Raw genomic sequence first — 16,082 nt, forward strand, 5'->3', positions numbered from 1 at the left:
GGCTCAGGCCTTGCTGTCGAGATGGCGCTGGTGCGCCTCGATCAGGATCTGCTTGGCCTCAGCGGCGCCGCCCCAACCGTCGAGCTTGACCCACTTGCCCTTTTCCAGGTCCTTGTAGTGCTCGAAGAAGTGGCCGATGCGCTCCAGCCAGTGGCTGGACACCTGGGCGATGTCTTCGACGTGGGCGTAGCCACTGAAGATCTTCGACACCGGCACGGCCAGGATCTTCTCGTCGCTGCCCGCCTCATCGCTCATCTTCAGCACGCCGACCGGACGGCAGCGCACGACCGAGCCCGGCACCAGCGGCAGCGGCAGCACCACCAGCACGTCGGCCGGATCGCCGTCGCCGCACAGGGTGCTCGGCACATAGCCGTAGTTGCAGGGGTAGCGCATCGGGGTGGACAGGATGCGGTCGACGAAGATCGCGCCGGTTTCCTTGTCCACTTCGTACTTCACCGGCTCCGAGTCCTTCGGGATCTCGATGATGACGTTGATTTCTTCCGGCGGGTTCTTGCCGGGCGAGACGAGTTCCAGACCCATGGTGTGCTCCAGGTGGGGGATATAGACGGATAGCCCCCCATTTTATGCCTTTGCCGGGCGCTGTGCAGGGGAGGGGGCCGACGGCAGGGCGTGGAAGGCGCCGACCCGGCGGGCCGGGGTTGACCGATGGGGCCGGGCGGCGTGGGCGTGCAGGCTGGATGCACCTACCCGAGGAGTTCCCGCATGAAACCATCCGCCCTGTCACTCGGCCTGTTCTGCGCGCTGCTGATCGCGCCCGCCGCCCAGGCCTTTCCCTACGTGGACCTGATCGACTACCCGCACCAGGAAGCCAACTGGGACCGCTTCTTTGCCCTGGAAGGGCGGTTGCAGCATGGCTTCGAGAGGATCTGCGGCGACACCTTCTGCGAGGGCGAGTACAGCGACATCCGGGCGCTGCGCCTGCGGTGTTCAGTGGATGCGGTGCGCGGCACGGTGCGTGAGTGCCTCTGGGCATTTGCCGCCAGTGACCTGGCCGTGTCGCGGAACGACGGTGCGATCGTGGCCCGGCAACCGACCTGGCTATGCCGGCTGCCGCTGGTGCCTGGCACCCCCGTTGAGGACTTCCATGCGGCGCTGGCGGCCCGTAATCCGCTGCATGATCCGTTGCCCGGCACGTCGGAGAGCGTCTATGACGGGCTGACCGGCTGCATCCACTGATGCGAACGTGACTGATTCGCATTAACGGAGTAGCATGCGCGGCGCCTTCCGTCTGTCGTCCCGGTTCCGCGCATGTCCTCCAATGCCGCCTCCCTTACCGAACTGCTGATCCGTGAGCGGCCGGCACTGCTGCGCCGGGTGCAGCGCATCCTCGGCGGAGACAATGGTGCCGAGGATGTGATCCAGGCGGTGTGGTTCAAGGCCCGAGGGGTCGACGACAGCCTGGCCATCGACAACCCGCGGGCCTATCTGTACCGGCTGGCCGCCAACCTGGCCACCGACCACGGCCGCGAATCGACCCGGCGCAACCGCCTGCTGGCCGACCACTACCTGTGGGGGCCGGACGAGGTCATCTCGACCGAGGAACAGGCCATGGCCCAGGACGAGCTGCAGCGTGTGCTTGACGCGGCGGGGCACCTGCCGGAGCCGACCCGCACCATCTTCCGGCTCAACCGCCTGCAGGGCCTGACCCAGGCCGAGATCGCCCGCCGTCTCGGGGTGTCGGTGACGACCGTCGAAAACCATGTGCGTACCGCCCTGCAGCGCCTGGCCTGGGCACGCAGCGGCCGATGATGGCCCCGGCTTGGGGCTGGCCCTCGCTGAAACGTCTTGATCACTGGACCGTGGATGCGGTCTAGTTCCTCCGCCCGCGCTTGAATGCGCCTGTCCGCCAGCCGATGAGCCCGCCGAACACGCTGCCCGCCGCCAATGACGATGCCCTGGCCGAACAGGCCCGGGGCTGGATCGCGTGGCTGGCCTCGGGTGACATCGGCGAAGGGCGCATGCACGAGTTCGAGCGCTGGCTGGCACAACCGGGGCACCGACGCGCCTTCGAACACGAGCGCGCGCTGTGGCGCAGTGTCGGGCCACGCCCGCAGGTCCGGCCCGCCGAACGCCCGCGGCCGCATCGAATGCGCTGGGCAATGGCCGCTGCAGCCGCGCTGGCGATGCTGGTGGCATGGCCGGAGGCCTGGTTGCGGCTGCAGGCCGACCATCGCAGCACGCACGTCGTGCAGAACGTGCAATTGCCCGATGGCAGCCGCGCAGTGCTGGATGCGGACAGTGCGATTGCCGTGCGCTTCAATGCACATGCACGCGAGATCGAGCTGCTGCGCGGGCGTGCCTGGTTCGAGGTCAGCCCGGATGCGCAGCGACGTTTCAGCGTGCGTGCGGGCAACGGCGTGATCGAGGACATCTCGACCGCGTTCACCGTCGCGCGCGGCGATGACCAGGTTGAAACCCAGGTCGGGCAGGGCAGGGTGCGCGTGGCCAGCCCGGCCGACGGTGGCTGGACCTATCTGCAGGTGGGCCAGCGTGCGGTCTATGGCGAGCACAGCGGCGTGACGCGTCTGCGGGATGTGGCTGCCGACAGCGTCGGCGCGTGGCGGCAGGGCGAGCTGCTGCTGGAGCAGGCCAGCGTCGCCGACGCCGTGCAATGGGTGGGGCGTTACCGCGCCGGCCCGACCTTCGTGCGCGGCGATCTGTCGCGACTACCCGCAGTGAGTGCCGCATTGCGCATCGATCGCCCGGAGCAGGCGCTGGATGCACTGGCCGCAACAGCAGGTCTGCAGGTCACCCGCCTGCCGCTTGGCGTCGCCATCATTCACCAGTAGATCCACGCCATGCGTGGATGAAGGTCCCAGTGTGCCGACCAACGGTCGGCACCCACCACGATCACCGGCCGGTCGGCACCTGCCGCGACCGCAAATCGCTCTTGGGGTTGCCGCGCGCCCAACCGTCTTACCACGCGAACGTACCCGCCGCCGCCACGTACGTCGCCGTGTCCGCCCGTGTTGCGGATGACGCCGCGCCTGCGGCACCGATTACCTGACAGGTTCCCCATGTTCTACTCCCACCGCCCGGGCCGCGCGCTGCGCCCGTCCCGCCTGTGCATCGCCCTGCTGGCCGCCGGCCTGGCCAGCGCCGCACCGTCCGTGCTGGCACAGAGCGCCACCGGCAATCACGCTGCCGTGCAGCGCTTCGACATTCCCGCGCAGCCGCTGGACGAAGCACTGCGCAGCTTCATGCGCCAGTCCGGTGTGCAGGTCGTGTATCCGGCCACCCTCGCCCAGGGAGTAACCTCGCGCGCAGTCAACGGCAGCCTGTCGGCCAACGAGGCGCTGCAGCAGCTGTTGCAGGACAGTGGCCTGGCGGTGCGCCGGGTCAGCGCAGATGCAGTCACTCTGGAAGCGGCGACGCCGGTGCAGGCCGACAGCGGTGTGATCGTCACCGACACGCTCAGCGTGGCCGGCGACCGCGTCGACAGTGGCGCGACCAGCGATGAGGCGCGCCTGCTCGACAGCTATCGCAGCGTCGGTTCCACCACTACGCTCAACCGCACGCACCTGGAGCGCTTCCGCGGCACCTCCAATGGCGACATCATCAAGGGCGTGGCCGGCGTCACCGCTGGCGATCCGCGCGTGGGCAACGGCTTCGACGTCAACATCCGCGGCATCCAGGGCCAGGGCCGCGTGCCGGTGATCATCGATGGCGGCCAGTCCAGCATGGATACCTACCGCGGCTATGCCGGCCAGTCACAGCGCACCTACCTCGACCCGGACCTGATCTCCAGCCTGACCATCACCAAGGGCCCGAGCCTGCAGGCCAACGCCTCCGGTGGCATCGGTGGCGTGGTCGAGATGGAGACGCTGAAGATCGGTGACGTGCTGCGCGAAGGCCGTGACTTCGGCGTACGCGTGCGTGGCGGCCTGGCCAACGCCAGCGCCAACAACCTGCCGTCCTATAGCGCCGCGCCGCGTTCCGACCGCAGCGCCACCGGCAGCCAGTTCTTCAACGTGGCCGCAGCCGGTCACTGGGACCGCTTCGATCTGGTCGCCGCCTATGCTTACCGCGACAACGGCAACTATTTCTCCGGCAAGCACGGTTACGACGACTTCCCGCAGACCCGTCGCACGCTGGCACCGCTGAATCCGCCGCGTACCGAAGTGTTCAACACCTCGTCGCGTTCGAAGTCGGCGCTGCTCAAGGGCACCTGGCGCATCGACGATGCGCAGACGCTGGAAGCGGGCTACCGCCGCTACGAAGGCACCGCCGGCGAGATCATGGCCTCGCAGATCATCCGCGTCGACCGCGATCGCATTCCGCAGTGGGACCCGGGCCATGTCGACATGGACAGCTACACCCTGCGCTACCGCTTCAATCCGGACAGCGAGCTGATCGACCTGCGTGTCAACGCCACATACACCGATACCGACAGCGTGATGTACAACAGCCTGACCGGCATCACCCCGTGGTACTTCGACCGCCGCACCGAGTGGTATGACGCGCCCAGCTTCAGCGGCGACCCCGGCTACAAGGATGCCTACCGCAATCCGCTGCGACAGAAGCGCTTCGGCCTGGATGCCAGCAACACCTCGAAGTTCGACACTCGTGCTGGTGCGTTCACCTTCGACTACGGCCTGTCCTACAGCGACGAAGACATCGCGCCGGGCAGTTCGGGGCCGGTCATGCACGACGATCTGGTCAACAACCGCTTCCTGCGCAACGCCGAGCGCAAGGAATACAGTGCCGTGGCCTCGCTGAAGTGGCAGCCCGATGAGCATTGGGAACTGCTGGCCGGCGGACGCTGGAACCGCGTGGATGTGCATGACCGCAACCGCCTGGCCACGCCCGATGCCTATGAGGTGCAGGGCCAGTACCGCTATACCGAACTGCTCAATGGCAACCCGGCGCTGCCGTCGTGGCGGGCCAAGCGCATCGCGCTGCTGAACTGGTATCCGGATGCCAACGGCAACTTCACCCAGGAGTCGCTGCTGGCCTCACCGTACAAGAAGGGCACGGTGGGCGACATCGGTGGCTGGAACTTCTACGACGCCGGCAAGGCGCAGGACCTGGAAGTGCCGGTCAGCTGGACCTGGTCGCAGCCGATCCGCCGTCGTGACACCGCGTTCTCGCCGACCGCCAGCGTGGCCTATCGCTTCAGCGAAGACACCATGGTCTACGTAAAGTACGCCGAAGGCACCAAGCTGCCGAGCCTGTTCGAGACCACGCTGGGCCTGTTCACCGCCGCCAAGCCGGTGGGCGAGCTGAAGCCGGAGCGTGCGCGCAGCTGGGAAATCGGTGCCAGCACCATCCGCTACGACCTGTTCACCGCCGGCGACCGCCTGGCGCTGAAGCTGGCGTACTTCGATACCCGCATCGACGACCTGATCACCCGTGACTACCGCACGCTGTCGGCGGGCCTGATCCGCAACGTCGACCAGTTCAAGGTCTCGGGCATGGAGTTCCAGTCCAGCTATGACAGCGGCAAGGTGTTTGCCGATCTTTCCGCGCACTACTACTTCAAGGCCAAGACCTGCGCGCCGGACATCGCCGCAGAGCGCCGCGCCTATGGTGCACAGCGCAAGAACGATGAACTGGCCAACACGCCCAACTGCGTGGACGGCGGCTTCGAGGGTTCGTACACCAATACACAGAATCCGCCGCGCTACATGGTCAACCTGACCCTGGGCTCGCGCCTGTTCGACGAGCGCCTGACCTTCGGCACCCGCGTGGTCCACAACGCCGGCCCGATCAGCAAGCTGGACAAGGACTGGAACGTGGGCCTGTCGGCGATCCAGCAGCTGTACCGGCCAACCACGCTGGTGGATCTGTTTGCCAGCTGGAGCTTCAACGACCAGTTGTCGGTGGAAGCGGGCGTGGACAACCTGACCGACCGCTACTACCTGGACCCGCTGGCGCTGGGCGTGATGCCGGCACCGGGCCGCACCGCGCGGCTGGCGTTGACCTGGAAGTATTGATCGGTCGCGGATGGGCGGTGGGGTTGGATCCCTTTCCTGAGGAAAGGGCTCTGACCCCATCGGGCTCCGACCGCCCTCGGTGGGTGCGGACCTTGGTTCGCACCGCTTCCGCCGTGTGATCGCCAGCGCCGGGCCATGCCCGGCGTCTGTTTACAGCCCGGTCGAAGCCTTCACCGCATCTTCGTGCAGTGACTCGTTCAGCTCATCCACCACCGTGCTCCATGCCGCATCGGCCTGCAGCGATTCGGACAGGAACTGGCGCTGGGCATCGTTCCAGTAAGGCGCCTCGACCACTTCAACGTCGGTGGCCAGCTGGTGCTCGCGGATGAAACGGGCGATGGCCTCGGCGCTGGCGTCCAGGCCCAGCTGCAGGAACAGGTTGGTCATGCGCGGTTCGGTGGTGATCATCATCGGTTCCTGCTGGAAGAAGGGATGGTCCATTATCGGCGCACACGGCCTTGGGGAAAGCCCCGCGGCGAACGTCTACAGCACGACGACCCCCTTGGCATCCCCCATGAACGCACACATCGCTCCCGAAGACAGCCGCAGCCTGCGGCTCAAGGCCGCCACCCGCGACAGCCACGGTGCCCTGGACAAGCGCATCATGGCCGGCGACATCTTCGCCGACCGCAGCAATTTCGCCCGTTTCCTGCGCGTGCAGTATCGGTTCCACCGCAGCATCGATGCGCTGTATGCCAACCCTGCGCTGGACGCACTGCTGCCCGATCTCGGTGAGCGCCGCCGCCTGGCCCAGATCGCGCGCGACCTGCAGGACCTGGAGCAGACCCTGCCAGGCGCGGACATCGACGCGCTGCCCTCGGACCTGGCGCTGCCGGCCGCCCTTGGCTGGCTGTACGTAGCCGAAGGCTCCAACCTCGGCGGCACCATTCTCTACAAGATGGCCGCCAAGCTCGGGCTGGACCGTGACTTCGGCGCCCGCCACCTGGCCGCGCACCCGGATGGTGCGGCACGCCACTGGCGTGAGTTCACCGCCGCGCTGGACGCGGTGCCGCTGAGTGCCGAGCAGGAGCAGCAGGTGATCGACGCAGCCGATGCCGCGTTCCGCAGCGTGCACGGCCACGTCGAAGTGGAATTCGCCTGATGCACGGCGCGCGCCCGCAGGCGCAACGCTGATGCGCTGGCTCTGGTTCGCGCTGGGCTGGTTGATGGTCGGCCTCGGGGTAATCGGCGCGTTGCTGCCGGTGATGCCGACCACCATCTTCCTGATCCTGGCCGTGGGTTGCTTCGCACGCAGCTCGCCGAAGTTCGAGCAGCGCCTGCTGGCGCATCCGCGCTACGGCCCGTCACTGCGGCTGTGGCGTGAGCAGGGGGCGGTGTCGCGCAAGGGCAAGGCGTTCGCCAGTGCCGGCATGGCGGTGGGCTTTGCCCTGTTCTGTTGGGGCGCGCACCCGTCGTGGCGCCTGCTGCTGGGCGTGGGCCTGTTCTTCGCCGTCAGCGCCGGCTACGTGCTCAGTCGACCCGCACCGCGGCTGGAGCCCAATCCGGTCGTGGAAGTGGACGACGCCAATGATCCGCGCGCGGCCCGTCGTCGCGCAGCGACCTCTGATGCTGATGGAAACCGAGACGATGCTGCCTGCTGACCTGGCCCCTGTGGCCGCCCCTGCACTGACCCCGTGGGGCATGTACCTGGCCGCCGACGTGGTGGTGAAAGCCGTGATGATCGCGCTGGCATTGGCGTCGCTGGCCACCTGGACCGTGCTGCTGGCAAAGGGCTGGGAGCTGGCTCGCCAGGCCCGGCAGCTGCGGGCGGCGCGCGCGCTGTTGCTGCAGGCGCCGAGCCTGCCCGGCGAGAGCGCTGACGCCAATGTGCAGCAGGGCATCGCAGGGGCGATGCTGGATGCGGCCCGTACCGAACTGCGCCTGTCGCAGGATCTGGAAGGGCGCGACGGCATCAAGGAACGCATCGCATCGCGCCTGGACCGCATCGAACTGGAAGCCGCACGCGTGCAGCGGCGCGGCATCGGCGTGCTCGCCAGCATTGGCGCGGTGGCGCCGTTTGTCGGCCTGTTCGGCACGGTGTGGGGCATCATGAACAGCTTCATCGGTATCGCCCACAGCAACACCACCCACCTGGCGGTGGTCGCACCCGGCATCGCCGAGGCCCTGCTGGCGACGGCACTCGGCCTGGTCGCGGCGATTCCCGCAGTGCTGGTCTACAACCACTTCAGCCGTGTGCTGGCCGGCCTGCGGGGGCTGCTTGGCGATCTGTCGGCCGCCGTTCAGCAGCTGGTCTCGCGCGATCTTGATCGTGCTGTGCCGCGTAGCGCAGCGACGCCGCTGCGCGCGGTGCACTGAGGCCCGGCGATGGCGATCAGGACCGCGTCCGACCGCGGCGACACGCCGGAAGAATCGCACGAGATCAACGTCACGCCCTTCATCGATGTGATGCTGGTGCTGTTGATCATCTTCATGGTGGCGGCACCGCTGGCCACCGTGTCGGTACCGGTGCAGCTGCCGGCCAGCAGCGCCGGTGCCACGCCGCCGGAACAGGCGCCGGTGTACGTGACCGTGCAGGCCGATCTGTCGCTGCGTGTCGGCGAGCAGGCGGTGGCACGCGACGGGCTGGCCGCTGCGCTGCAGGTAGCCACCCACGGTGACACCGCGCAACGCCTGTTCCTGCGTGCCGATACCCGCGTGTCTTACGGTGAACTGATGGCAACGCTGGATGCGCTGCGTGCGGCGGGCTACCTGAAGGTGGCACTGGTTGGACTGGAGCAGGGCGCGCGATGAGCGGACTGCGGCGCTGGGCGACCAGCCTGGCGATCGTGCTGCTGGTGCATGCGTTGCTGGTCAGCGTGGCCTGCTGGTGGGCGGCGCGCGCACCGGCGGTGGCCGCCGCAGCGCCGCCCGCTGCATTGATGCTGGAGCTGGCGCCGATGGCACAGGCGCCTCCGGTGCCGCCGCGCGAGGTTGCCACTGGGCCGCTGCAACAGCAACAGCAGCGACAGGCGCCGAAACCGGCCCTGCGTGAGCAACCCAAGGCACCGGTGCAGCCGCAGGGTGACCTGCCACCGCCGCGTACGCCGGAGCCGACGCCCTCGCCGGACACCGCCGAGGCCAATGTCGCGCAGACCAGCGCACCGCCGCAGGTGGCGGCCGACGCGGCCGCACGGTACACCGCACCGCAGACCACCGCCGGCGAGCGCAGTCGCGCCGAGGCCACCTGGGAGGGGCGCCTGCTCGGGCATCTGCAGAAGCATCGGCGCTATCCACGCCAGGCCGAGCGGCTGCGCCAGCAGGGCGTGGTCTACGTGCGTTTTGCCGTGGCCCGGGATGGCGCGGTCTCGGGGCTGACACTGGGCCGCAGCAGTGGCTTCGCGTTGCTCGACCAGGAGACGCTGGACACCGTGCGACGTGCCAGCCCGGTACCGGCGCCGCCGGCCGAGGTAGCCGGCGACCCGGTGGACGTGATGGTGCCGGTGTCCTTCTTCCTGCGCGGGCGGTGATTGACGATGGGGTCGGATCCCTTTCCGCAGGAAAGGGCGCTGACCCCATTCGGCGCCGCCATCCACGCACGGCGTGGATCTACAACAGCGGCACCAGCAGCAACGCCACGATGTTGATGATCTTGATCAGCGGATTGATCGCCGGGCCGGCGGTGTCCTTGTACGGGTCACCGACGGTATCGCCGGTCACCGCGGCCTTGTGCGCTTCGCTCCCCTTGCCACCGAAGTGGCCATCCTCGATGTACTTCTTGGCGTTGTCCCAGGCGCCGCCGCCGGTGGTCATCGAGATGGCCACGAACAGGCCGGTCACGATCGTACCGATCAACAGGCCGCCCAGTGCGCGCGGCCCCAGCAGCAGGCCGACCACCACCGGTACCGCCACCGGCAACAGCGACGGCACGATCATTTCGCGGATCGCCGAACGGGTCAGCATGTCCACCGCTTTGTCGTACTGCGGCTTGCCGGTGCCCTGCATGATGCCGGGGATCTCGCGGAACTGGCGCCGCACTTCCTCTACCACCGCGCCAGCCGCACGACCGACCGCTTCCATCGCCATCGCACCGAACAGGTAGGGGATCAGGCCACCGATCAGCAGGCCGATGATCACCGTGTGGTCGCTGAGATCGAAGCGGAACTCCTGGCCGGGATGCGCGGCCTGCAGGTTGTGCGTGTAGTCGGCGAACAGCACCAGTGCGGCCAGCGCCGCCGAGCCGATCGCATAGCCCTTGGTCACCGCCTTGGTGGTGTTGCCCACCGCATCCAGTGGATCGGTGATGTCGCGGATCTCCGAGGGCAGCTCGGCCATCTCGGCGATGCCGCCAGCGTTGTCGGTGATCGGTCCATAGGCATCGAGGGCGACGATCATGCCGGCCATCGACAGCATCGCGGTGGCGGCGATGGCGATGCCGTACAGGCCGCCCAGCGCGAACGCGCCCCAGATCGCCGCACACACCGCCACGACCGGCAGTGCAGTGGACTTCATCGAGATGCCGAGGCCTGCGATGATGTTGGTGCCGTGGCCGGTGGTCGACGCCTGCGCCACGTGCTGCACCGGCTTGTACTGGGTGCCGGTGTAGTACTCGGTGATCCACACGATCAGGCCGGTCAGGACCAGGCCGATCAGCGCGCATCCATACAGCGCGATGGGACCATGCACATTGTCGGCCATCAGCCCGGTGGTGATCGGGTAGAACGCGATCGCGGCCAGCACGCCGGAGACGATCACGCCCTTGTACAACGCGCCCATGATCGAGCCGCCAGGCTTCACCTTGACGAACAGCGCACCGATGATCGATGCAATGATCGACACACCGCCCAGCACCAGCGGATACAGCACGGCATTGGCGCCCGCCTCGGCCAGCATCAGGCTGCCCAGCAGCATGGTGGCGATCACGGTGACCGCATAGGTCTCGAACAGATCGGCGGCCATGCCGGCACAGTCGCCGACGTTGTCACCGACGTTGTCGGCGATCACCGCCGGGTTGCGCGGGTCATCCTCGGGAATGCCGGCTTCCACCTTGCCGACCAGATCGGCGCCGACGTCGGCGCCCTTGGTGAAGATGCCACCGCCCAGACGCGCGAAGATCGAGATCAGCGACGAACCGAACGCCAGACCGACCAGCGCGTGCAGCGCCTGTTCCATCGGCAGGCCCATCCGCAGCAGCAGTGCGTAATAGCCGGCCACACCCAGCAGGCCCAGGCCGACCACCAGCATGCCGGTGATCGCACCGCCGCGGAAGGCGACGTCCATCGCCGCACTGATGCCATGGCGTGCGGCCTCGGCGGTGCGCACGTTGGCGCGTACCGACACGTTCATGCCGATGTAGCCGGCCGCGCCGGACAGCACCGCGCCGACCGCGAAGCCGATCGCGGTGTACCAGCTGAGGAACACACCGACCAGCACGAACAGCACCACGCCGGCCACGCCGATGGTCAGGTACTGGCGGTTGAGGTAGGCACGCGCACCTTCCTGGATCGCGGTGGCGATCGCGACCATGCGTTCATTGCCGGTGGGTTGGCGCAGGATCCAGCGCGCCGAGACGATTCCGAACAGGATCGCGAGAATGGCGCAGCCCAGCGCCAATGAAAGCCCGTGACGTTCCAGCATTAGACCCCTCCGCAGAATGGATGTAGGCATCCAGTGGCGATGAACGGCACCACGAGGGGGACGACGGGCTGCAGCCTGGAACCAACCCGTACCGACCTTGGTGGTCGTCCGACGTATGGCGGTGTTCAGCATTCCCTGGTGCCCGCAGTATGCGTTCGGCGCACTGTAGAGTCGAGCCGTGCTCGACTGGCTTCCAGAGGCCATGCTCGACTGGCTCCTGGGAGCCGCGCCGCACGACCCGTAGGGCGCCCTCCAGATGAACGCATCGCCATGCGCGCGGAACCCGCCGCCAGTCCATGGACATGATTCGAGAGCCGCAGGCCTTTGCACCCCGTTAAGCCAGCCTCTGCAAGCCTGCGCACAGTCCCGTAGGAGATTCCCCATGCGCCTGTCCCTGTTGATGCTTGCCGCCCTGGTCCCGGCCGTACCGGCACTCGCCGCGGAAACCCCGGAGCTGCAGCGCGCCGTGGGTGCTCCCCAGGCAGTGGGCGCAGTGCACACCCTGCGGCAGATCCCCGAGGCCTGCGCGCGCCTGGAAGGTGCCTTCACCGGCCAGGCGGCCGAGCCGTACCGCTTTGCGCCGGTGCGGACCAGCGAGCAGTGCCAGCCACGCGCGCGCTTCGTCGACTACGCCAAGGCACAGCCAAGTGCCGACAAGGGCTGGAAGCTCAATGATGTGATCCGCGTGCCCAGCGCAGCATGCCCGGCACAGCAGGCGGTGGTGCGCGTGTGGCGACTGCCGTCGAGCAACAAGGTCGAGCTGGACGGTCAGGGCCAGTCGCGCATCTATCTGGAAGAAGCCAAGAAGCAGGCCGCGGCCGGCCAGATTCCGCAGGTGACCATGTTCGCCGCGCAGCTGCAGATGGAAGGCAAGGCCTGCAATTGAAGTTGCGTGGGCGGTGCACCCACGCAGTCATCCCCAGGTAGTGCCGGCCGCTGGCCGGCATCTGGGTGATCACTCCGCCAGCATTGCTCCCCGCGCTACCAGCAACTCGCGCAATGCCTTGCGATGGCAATGCGCTTCATCCTCGCAGTAGCACCCTACGCTGATGTCGCTGTGCCGTGACATCGCGGCCAGCAGGTCCATCGCGTGGGCCGCATCCGGCGCCCTCATCTCGGCCTTGTAGTGGCGGAAGAACGCAGTCCAGTCGGCGGCCGACTTCGCCTCATGCGCCTGCTTCACCAGCTCGGCGCTGGGTGACAGGGTCGGGAACCAGACGTCATACCAGTCCTGCCGGGCGAACTCGCTGCGCGGCACGCCACGCGGCGGGCGCCGCACGGTACCGATACGCAGCCCCTCGCTGGGGTGGCGCGGCATACCCAGTCGAACAACACGCAATGCCATGATGATCTCCAGGCGGCGCATCCATCATCCAGCGATGCACGTGCGCCAGGCGTGAACCGCTGTGGAAACGAAAAGGCCCGGGCGCCTGCGCACCCGGGCCTTTTCCAATGCCGGCAGCGGATCAGTTGCCGCGGCAGTCCTTCAGCCACAGCACACGACCAATCTGGTCGTAGCTGTCGACCACGCCGGTCAGCGTCACTTTCTCGCGCGGGCGCAGGGCCAGCGCATACGCGGCTTGGTTGGCTGCGAACGAGCAGGAAATGGCCACACGCTCAAAGTCGATGCTGCCATCGCTGGGCAGGTCGAAGCTGGTGTTGTAGGTGCCGCCACTGCGCAGCACGGTGGTGATGCGACCGGTGATGGCGTAGGTCTTGCCCTTGTAGCGCGGCTCGACCGCGGCCGGGTTGTCCTTGTTCTGGTTGCGCAGCTGGAAGCCGAAGCGGTCGGCGGCAATCGTTACCACCGACGCCTGCGGAGTGGCCTTGGCTGCCTGTTCGCCAGCCTTGCCCGGCTTGATCTGGTTGAGCAGCTTGCACATTTCTTCACGCACGCCATCGGCCGAGGCAATGGCGCCCTTGTTGACCTTCACCACCATGCCGACGGTGCCCTGGCCGCCTTCGGAAGTGGCGCTGATGATCATCGGGATCGGCTTGTGGGCCATGGATTCCGGCTCTTCGATCAGCATCGAGCCGCCTTCCACGTCCTCGCTGAGGACGTCCATGTTGGCGTTCTTGGCGATCACCCGCATCTGGCCGATGGCACTCGCCACGGTCAGGTCCGGATGGGTGACCGATGAAGTGAAGGTCGTGCCGACGAAGGGATTGCCCTTCTTCTGGAAGTTGCTTTCGCAGGTCGCAGCGAAGGCGGGTGCGGCAGCACCGCACAGCAGCGCGGCGATCAGGATCGGGTGCTTCATGGTTACAGTCCTTGTGAAATGGCAGCACAGGCCCAGGCCAGGTGGCCGGGCAGCGTCGAATCTGGCTTGCGGCGGCCCCTTTGCCCCGGGCCGGAGCCCGATTGTGGGGTGCTTCGGTGGTCGCTGCAATGTGCCCTGCGCTCCGCACAGGGCGCAGGTGCACCTCAGCCTTCGAAGGCCGGCAGCTTCTGCTTCACCGCCACGTTCTTGAGGGTGACGTACTTGGGCAGTCCATCGGTGCCATACGGCAGCGGGGCTTCGCCCTTGATCAGCGGCGACAGGTAGGCGCGCGCCTTGGCGGTGATACCGAAGCCGTCGCGGCGGATGAAGCCGGCGGGCATCTTCTTTTCATGGTTGGCGATCTTCGACAGCGGCGCCGCTTCGATCTTCCAGCGGTACGGTGCGTCGCTGCTGCGCACGATCACCGGCATCACGCCGTTCTGGCCCTTCAGCGCCAGCTGCACCGCGGCCTTGCCGACCGCCTGCGCCTGCTCCCAGTCGGTCTTGCTGGCCAGGTGGCGGGCCGAGCGCTGCAGGTAATCGGGCAGCGCCCAATGGACCTTCAGGCCCAGCTGGTCCTTGACCCGGCCGGCCAGGTGCGCGGCCACGCCGCCCAACTGCGAGTGCCCGAACGAGTCCTTGCCGCCACCGGCGTCGGCGACGAAGCGGCCATCGGCGGTGGCGATGCCTTCCGACGCCACCACCACGCAGTAGCCGACGCGGTCGACCACGGCCTTGACCTTGGCCAGGAACGCCGCCTCGTCATAGGCGCGTTCGGGCAGCAGGATGATGTGCGGCGCTTCGTCATCGCCGTTGCCGGCAAGGCCGGCGGCCGCAGCCAGCCAGCCCGCGTGGCGGCCCATGGCCTCGTAGATGAAAACGCGGGTGGAGGTCTCGGCCATCGCCGCCACGTCCAGCGCCGCTTCGCGCACCGAGACGGCGGTGTACTTGGCCGCCGAGCCGAAGCCGGGGCAGGTGTCGGTCACTGCCAGGTCGTTGTCGATGGTCTTGGGCACGCCGATGCAGGTCAGGTCGTAGCCGGAGGCCTTGGCCAGCTGCGAGACCTTCAGTGCGGTATCGGCCGAGTCGTTGCCGCCGTTGTAGAGGAACCAGCGAACGTCGTGCGCGCGCAGCACCTCCAGCAGGCGGTCGTAGCGGGCGCGGTCGGCGTCCAGCGATTTCAGCTTCACCCGGCACGAGCCGAAGGCGCCACCCGGGGTATGGGCCAGGGCGCGGATCGCGGCGGCGCTCTCCTTGCTGGTGTCGATCAGCTCCTCGCGCAGCGCGCCGAGGATGCCGTTGCGGGCGGCAAGGACCTTGATGCCCTTGGCCCGGGCCTGCTCGATCACCGCTGCCGCCGTGGCATTGATGACCGCGGTGACACCGCCGGACTGGGCGTAGAGGAGAGTACCGTTGCGCATGCTTCTACCTGCTCGGGGGAGGGGACATTGCAGGGACATTACCCGGATGCGGTAAAGTGGCGCTATTGCGGTGCAGCGATACCGGTCCGTCCGGGACGCGAACCTTCTTTGTTTTCAACACGTTGGAGTCAGGTCAATGCGATTGGTTCTGTTGGGACCGCCCGGTTCGGGCAAGGGGACACAGGCGACGCGCCTGAAGGAAAAGCTGGGGATCGCCCACATTTCGACCGGTGACATGCTGCGCGCGGAAATCGCCGCCGGCACGGAGCTGGGCAAGCAGGCCAAGACGGTGATGGATGCCGGCAACCTGGTGTCGGACGACATCCTGCTGGGCATGCTGGAGTCGCGCCTGACCCAGGCCGATGTCGCCAAGGGCTTCATCCTCGATGGCTACCCGCGCAATGTGGCCCAGGCCAATGCGATGGACGGCCTGCTGGCCAAGATCGGCCAGCCGCTGGATGCCGTGGTGCAGCTGGACGTGGCCACCGAGCTGCTGGTCGACCGCATCGCCGGTCGCGCCAAGGAGCAGGGCCGCGCCGATGACACGCCGGAAGCGGTGCGCCAGCGCCTGCAGGTCTACAACGACCAGACTGCCCCGGTGGTGGACTTCTACGCCGGCCGTGGCACCCTGGCCCGCGTCGATGGCGTCGGCGAGCTGGACGAGATCGAAGCCCGCATCCTGGCGGCGATCAAGGGTTGATCCTGCAGGGCCGGTGCACTGCCGGCCCTTCGGGCGCAAAAAACACAGGCCTGGTCCGCGAGGACCAGGCCTGTGTCGTTTGATAGGCGCCAGCAGAGGGCTTGCTCAGGGCCCCGCAGCATGAGCTCCCTTGGGGATGGCCTCTTGGGGAGTAGGACCGGTTCGGGTA

General features: G+C 67.6%; 17 protein-coding genes. 11 read left to right on the forward strand and 6 right to left on the reverse strand.

Annotated elements, in window-relative coordinates; translation table 11 throughout:
* Positions 1 to 3: 3 nt before the first annotated feature.
* Positions 4 to 540 (reverse strand): inorganic diphosphatase, encoded by a 537-nt coding sequence (gene ppa, locus AC5P8D_RS14375; protein ID WP_005410935.1) that lies wholly within the window; start codon positions 538 to 540, stop codon positions 4 to 6.
* Between the two features lie 183 nt (positions 541 to 723).
* Between ppa and AC5P8D_RS14380 the strand changes: the two genes are divergently transcribed.
* The 4 genes from AC5P8D_RS14380 to AC5P8D_RS14395 all read left to right on the forward strand — a co-directional run bounded on the left by AC5P8D_RS14380 (position 724) and on the right by AC5P8D_RS14395 (position 5,957).
* Positions 724 to 1,197 (forward strand): hypothetical protein, encoded by a 474-nt coding sequence (locus tag AC5P8D_RS14380; protein ID WP_099559988.1) that lies wholly within the window; start codon positions 724 to 726, stop codon positions 1,195 to 1,197.
* A 72-nt stretch (positions 1,198 to 1,269) separates the two neighbouring features.
* Positions 1,270 to 1,770, forward strand: a complete 501-nt coding sequence (locus tag AC5P8D_RS14385; RefSeq protein WP_197579241.1) for an RNA polymerase sigma factor — start codon at positions 1,270 to 1,272, stop codon at positions 1,768 to 1,770.
* A gap of 104 nt (positions 1,771 to 1,874) precedes the next feature.
* A complete protein-coding gene (locus tag AC5P8D_RS14390) occupies positions 1,875 to 2,810 on the forward strand; it encodes a FecR family protein (protein ID WP_010483991.1) in 936 nt (311 codons plus the stop codon).
* A gap of 228 nt (positions 2,811 to 3,038) precedes the next feature.
* On the forward strand, positions 3,039 to 5,957 hold the full coding sequence (locus AC5P8D_RS14395) for a TonB-dependent receptor (protein WP_495203431.1): 2,919 nt from the start codon (positions 3,039 to 3,041) through the stop codon (positions 5,955 to 5,957).
* A 150-nt stretch (positions 5,958 to 6,107) separates the two neighbouring features.
* Here the strand turns inward: AC5P8D_RS14395 and AC5P8D_RS14400 are convergent, their stop codons facing one another.
* Positions 6,108 to 6,365, reverse strand: a complete 258-nt coding sequence (locus tag AC5P8D_RS14400; RefSeq protein WP_029550886.1) for a DUF2789 domain-containing protein — start codon at positions 6,363 to 6,365, stop codon at positions 6,108 to 6,110.
* A gap of 106 nt (positions 6,366 to 6,471) precedes the next feature.
* Here AC5P8D_RS14400 and AC5P8D_RS14405 point away from each other — a divergent pair, with 106 nt between their 5' ends.
* From AC5P8D_RS14405 to AC5P8D_RS14425, 5 genes are read left to right on the forward strand one after another with little or no spacing between them, the layout of a single operon-like run.
* A complete protein-coding gene (locus AC5P8D_RS14405; RefSeq protein ID WP_019338795.1) occupies positions 6,472 to 7,059 on the forward strand; it encodes a biliverdin-producing heme oxygenase in 588 nt (195 codons plus the stop codon).
* 31 nt (positions 7,060 to 7,090) lie between these two features.
* Positions 7,091 to 7,558, forward strand: coding sequence for a YbaN family protein (locus AC5P8D_RS14410; protein WP_043400233.1), 468 nt, complete (start codon positions 7,091 to 7,093; stop codon positions 7,556 to 7,558).
* Positions 7,545 to 8,273: a tonB-system energizer ExbB gene (gene exbB / locus AC5P8D_RS14415; RefSeq protein ID WP_495203432.1), complete on the forward strand. Its 729-nt coding sequence runs from the start codon at positions 7,545 to 7,547 to the stop codon at positions 8,271 to 8,273. The genes AC5P8D_RS14410 and exbB overlap by 14 nt, the downstream gene beginning before the upstream one ends.
* Positions 8,274 to 8,282: 9 nt before the next feature.
* Positions 8,283 to 8,708, forward strand: a complete 426-nt coding sequence (exbD, locus tag AC5P8D_RS14420; protein ID WP_495203433.1) for a TonB system transport protein ExbD — start codon at positions 8,283 to 8,285, stop codon at positions 8,706 to 8,708.
* Positions 8,705 to 9,424: an energy transducer TonB gene (locus AC5P8D_RS14425; RefSeq protein ID WP_057502939.1), complete on the forward strand. Its 720-nt coding sequence runs from the start codon at positions 8,705 to 8,707 to the stop codon at positions 9,422 to 9,424. The genes exbD and AC5P8D_RS14425 overlap by 4 nt, the downstream gene beginning before the upstream one ends.
* A gap of 79 nt (positions 9,425 to 9,503) precedes the next feature.
* On the opposite strand, the gene AC5P8D_RS14430 is transcribed toward AC5P8D_RS14425, so the two are convergent.
* Entirely contained in the window at positions 9,504 to 11,531 is a 2,028-nt protein-coding gene (locus AC5P8D_RS14430) for a sodium-translocating pyrophosphatase (protein ID WP_049453648.1), read from the reverse strand.
* A gap of 382 nt (positions 11,532 to 11,913) precedes the next feature.
* On the opposite strand from AC5P8D_RS14430, the gene AC5P8D_RS14435 reads away from it, so the two are divergent.
* On the forward strand, positions 11,914 to 12,417 hold the full coding sequence (locus AC5P8D_RS14435; RefSeq protein WP_010484000.1) for a hypothetical protein: 504 nt from the start codon (positions 11,914 to 11,916) through the stop codon (positions 12,415 to 12,417).
* 69 nt (positions 12,418 to 12,486) lie between these two features.
* Here the strand turns inward: AC5P8D_RS14435 and AC5P8D_RS14440 are convergent, their stop codons facing one another.
* The 3 genes from AC5P8D_RS14440 to AC5P8D_RS14450 form a co-directional block, all read right to left on the reverse strand.
* Positions 12,487 to 12,876, reverse strand: a complete 390-nt coding sequence (locus AC5P8D_RS14440) for a DUF488 domain-containing protein (protein ID WP_495203434.1) — start codon at positions 12,874 to 12,876, stop codon at positions 12,487 to 12,489.
* 121 nt (positions 12,877 to 12,997) lie between these two features.
* Positions 12,998 to 13,792, reverse strand: a complete 795-nt coding sequence (locus AC5P8D_RS14445) for a hypothetical protein (protein ID WP_019338785.1) — start codon at positions 13,790 to 13,792, stop codon at positions 12,998 to 13,000.
* A 164-nt stretch (positions 13,793 to 13,956) separates the two neighbouring features.
* Entirely contained in the window at positions 13,957 to 15,213 is a 1,257-nt protein-coding gene (locus AC5P8D_RS14450; RefSeq protein ID WP_197645309.1) for a 6-phosphofructokinase, read from the reverse strand.
* Positions 15,214 to 15,349: 136 nt separating this feature from the next.
* Here AC5P8D_RS14450 and AC5P8D_RS14455 point away from each other — a divergent pair, with 136 nt between their 5' ends.
* Positions 15,350 to 15,913 carry an adenylate kinase gene (locus tag AC5P8D_RS14455; protein ID WP_010484004.1) on the forward strand — a complete coding sequence of 188 codons (564 nt, stop codon included), beginning with the start codon at positions 15,350 to 15,352 and terminating at the stop codon, positions 15,911 to 15,913.
* Positions 15,914 to 16,082: the final 169 nt, after the last annotated feature.

The organism is Stenotrophomonas sp. YJH_SMC_101-4, from assembly GCF_059370395.1.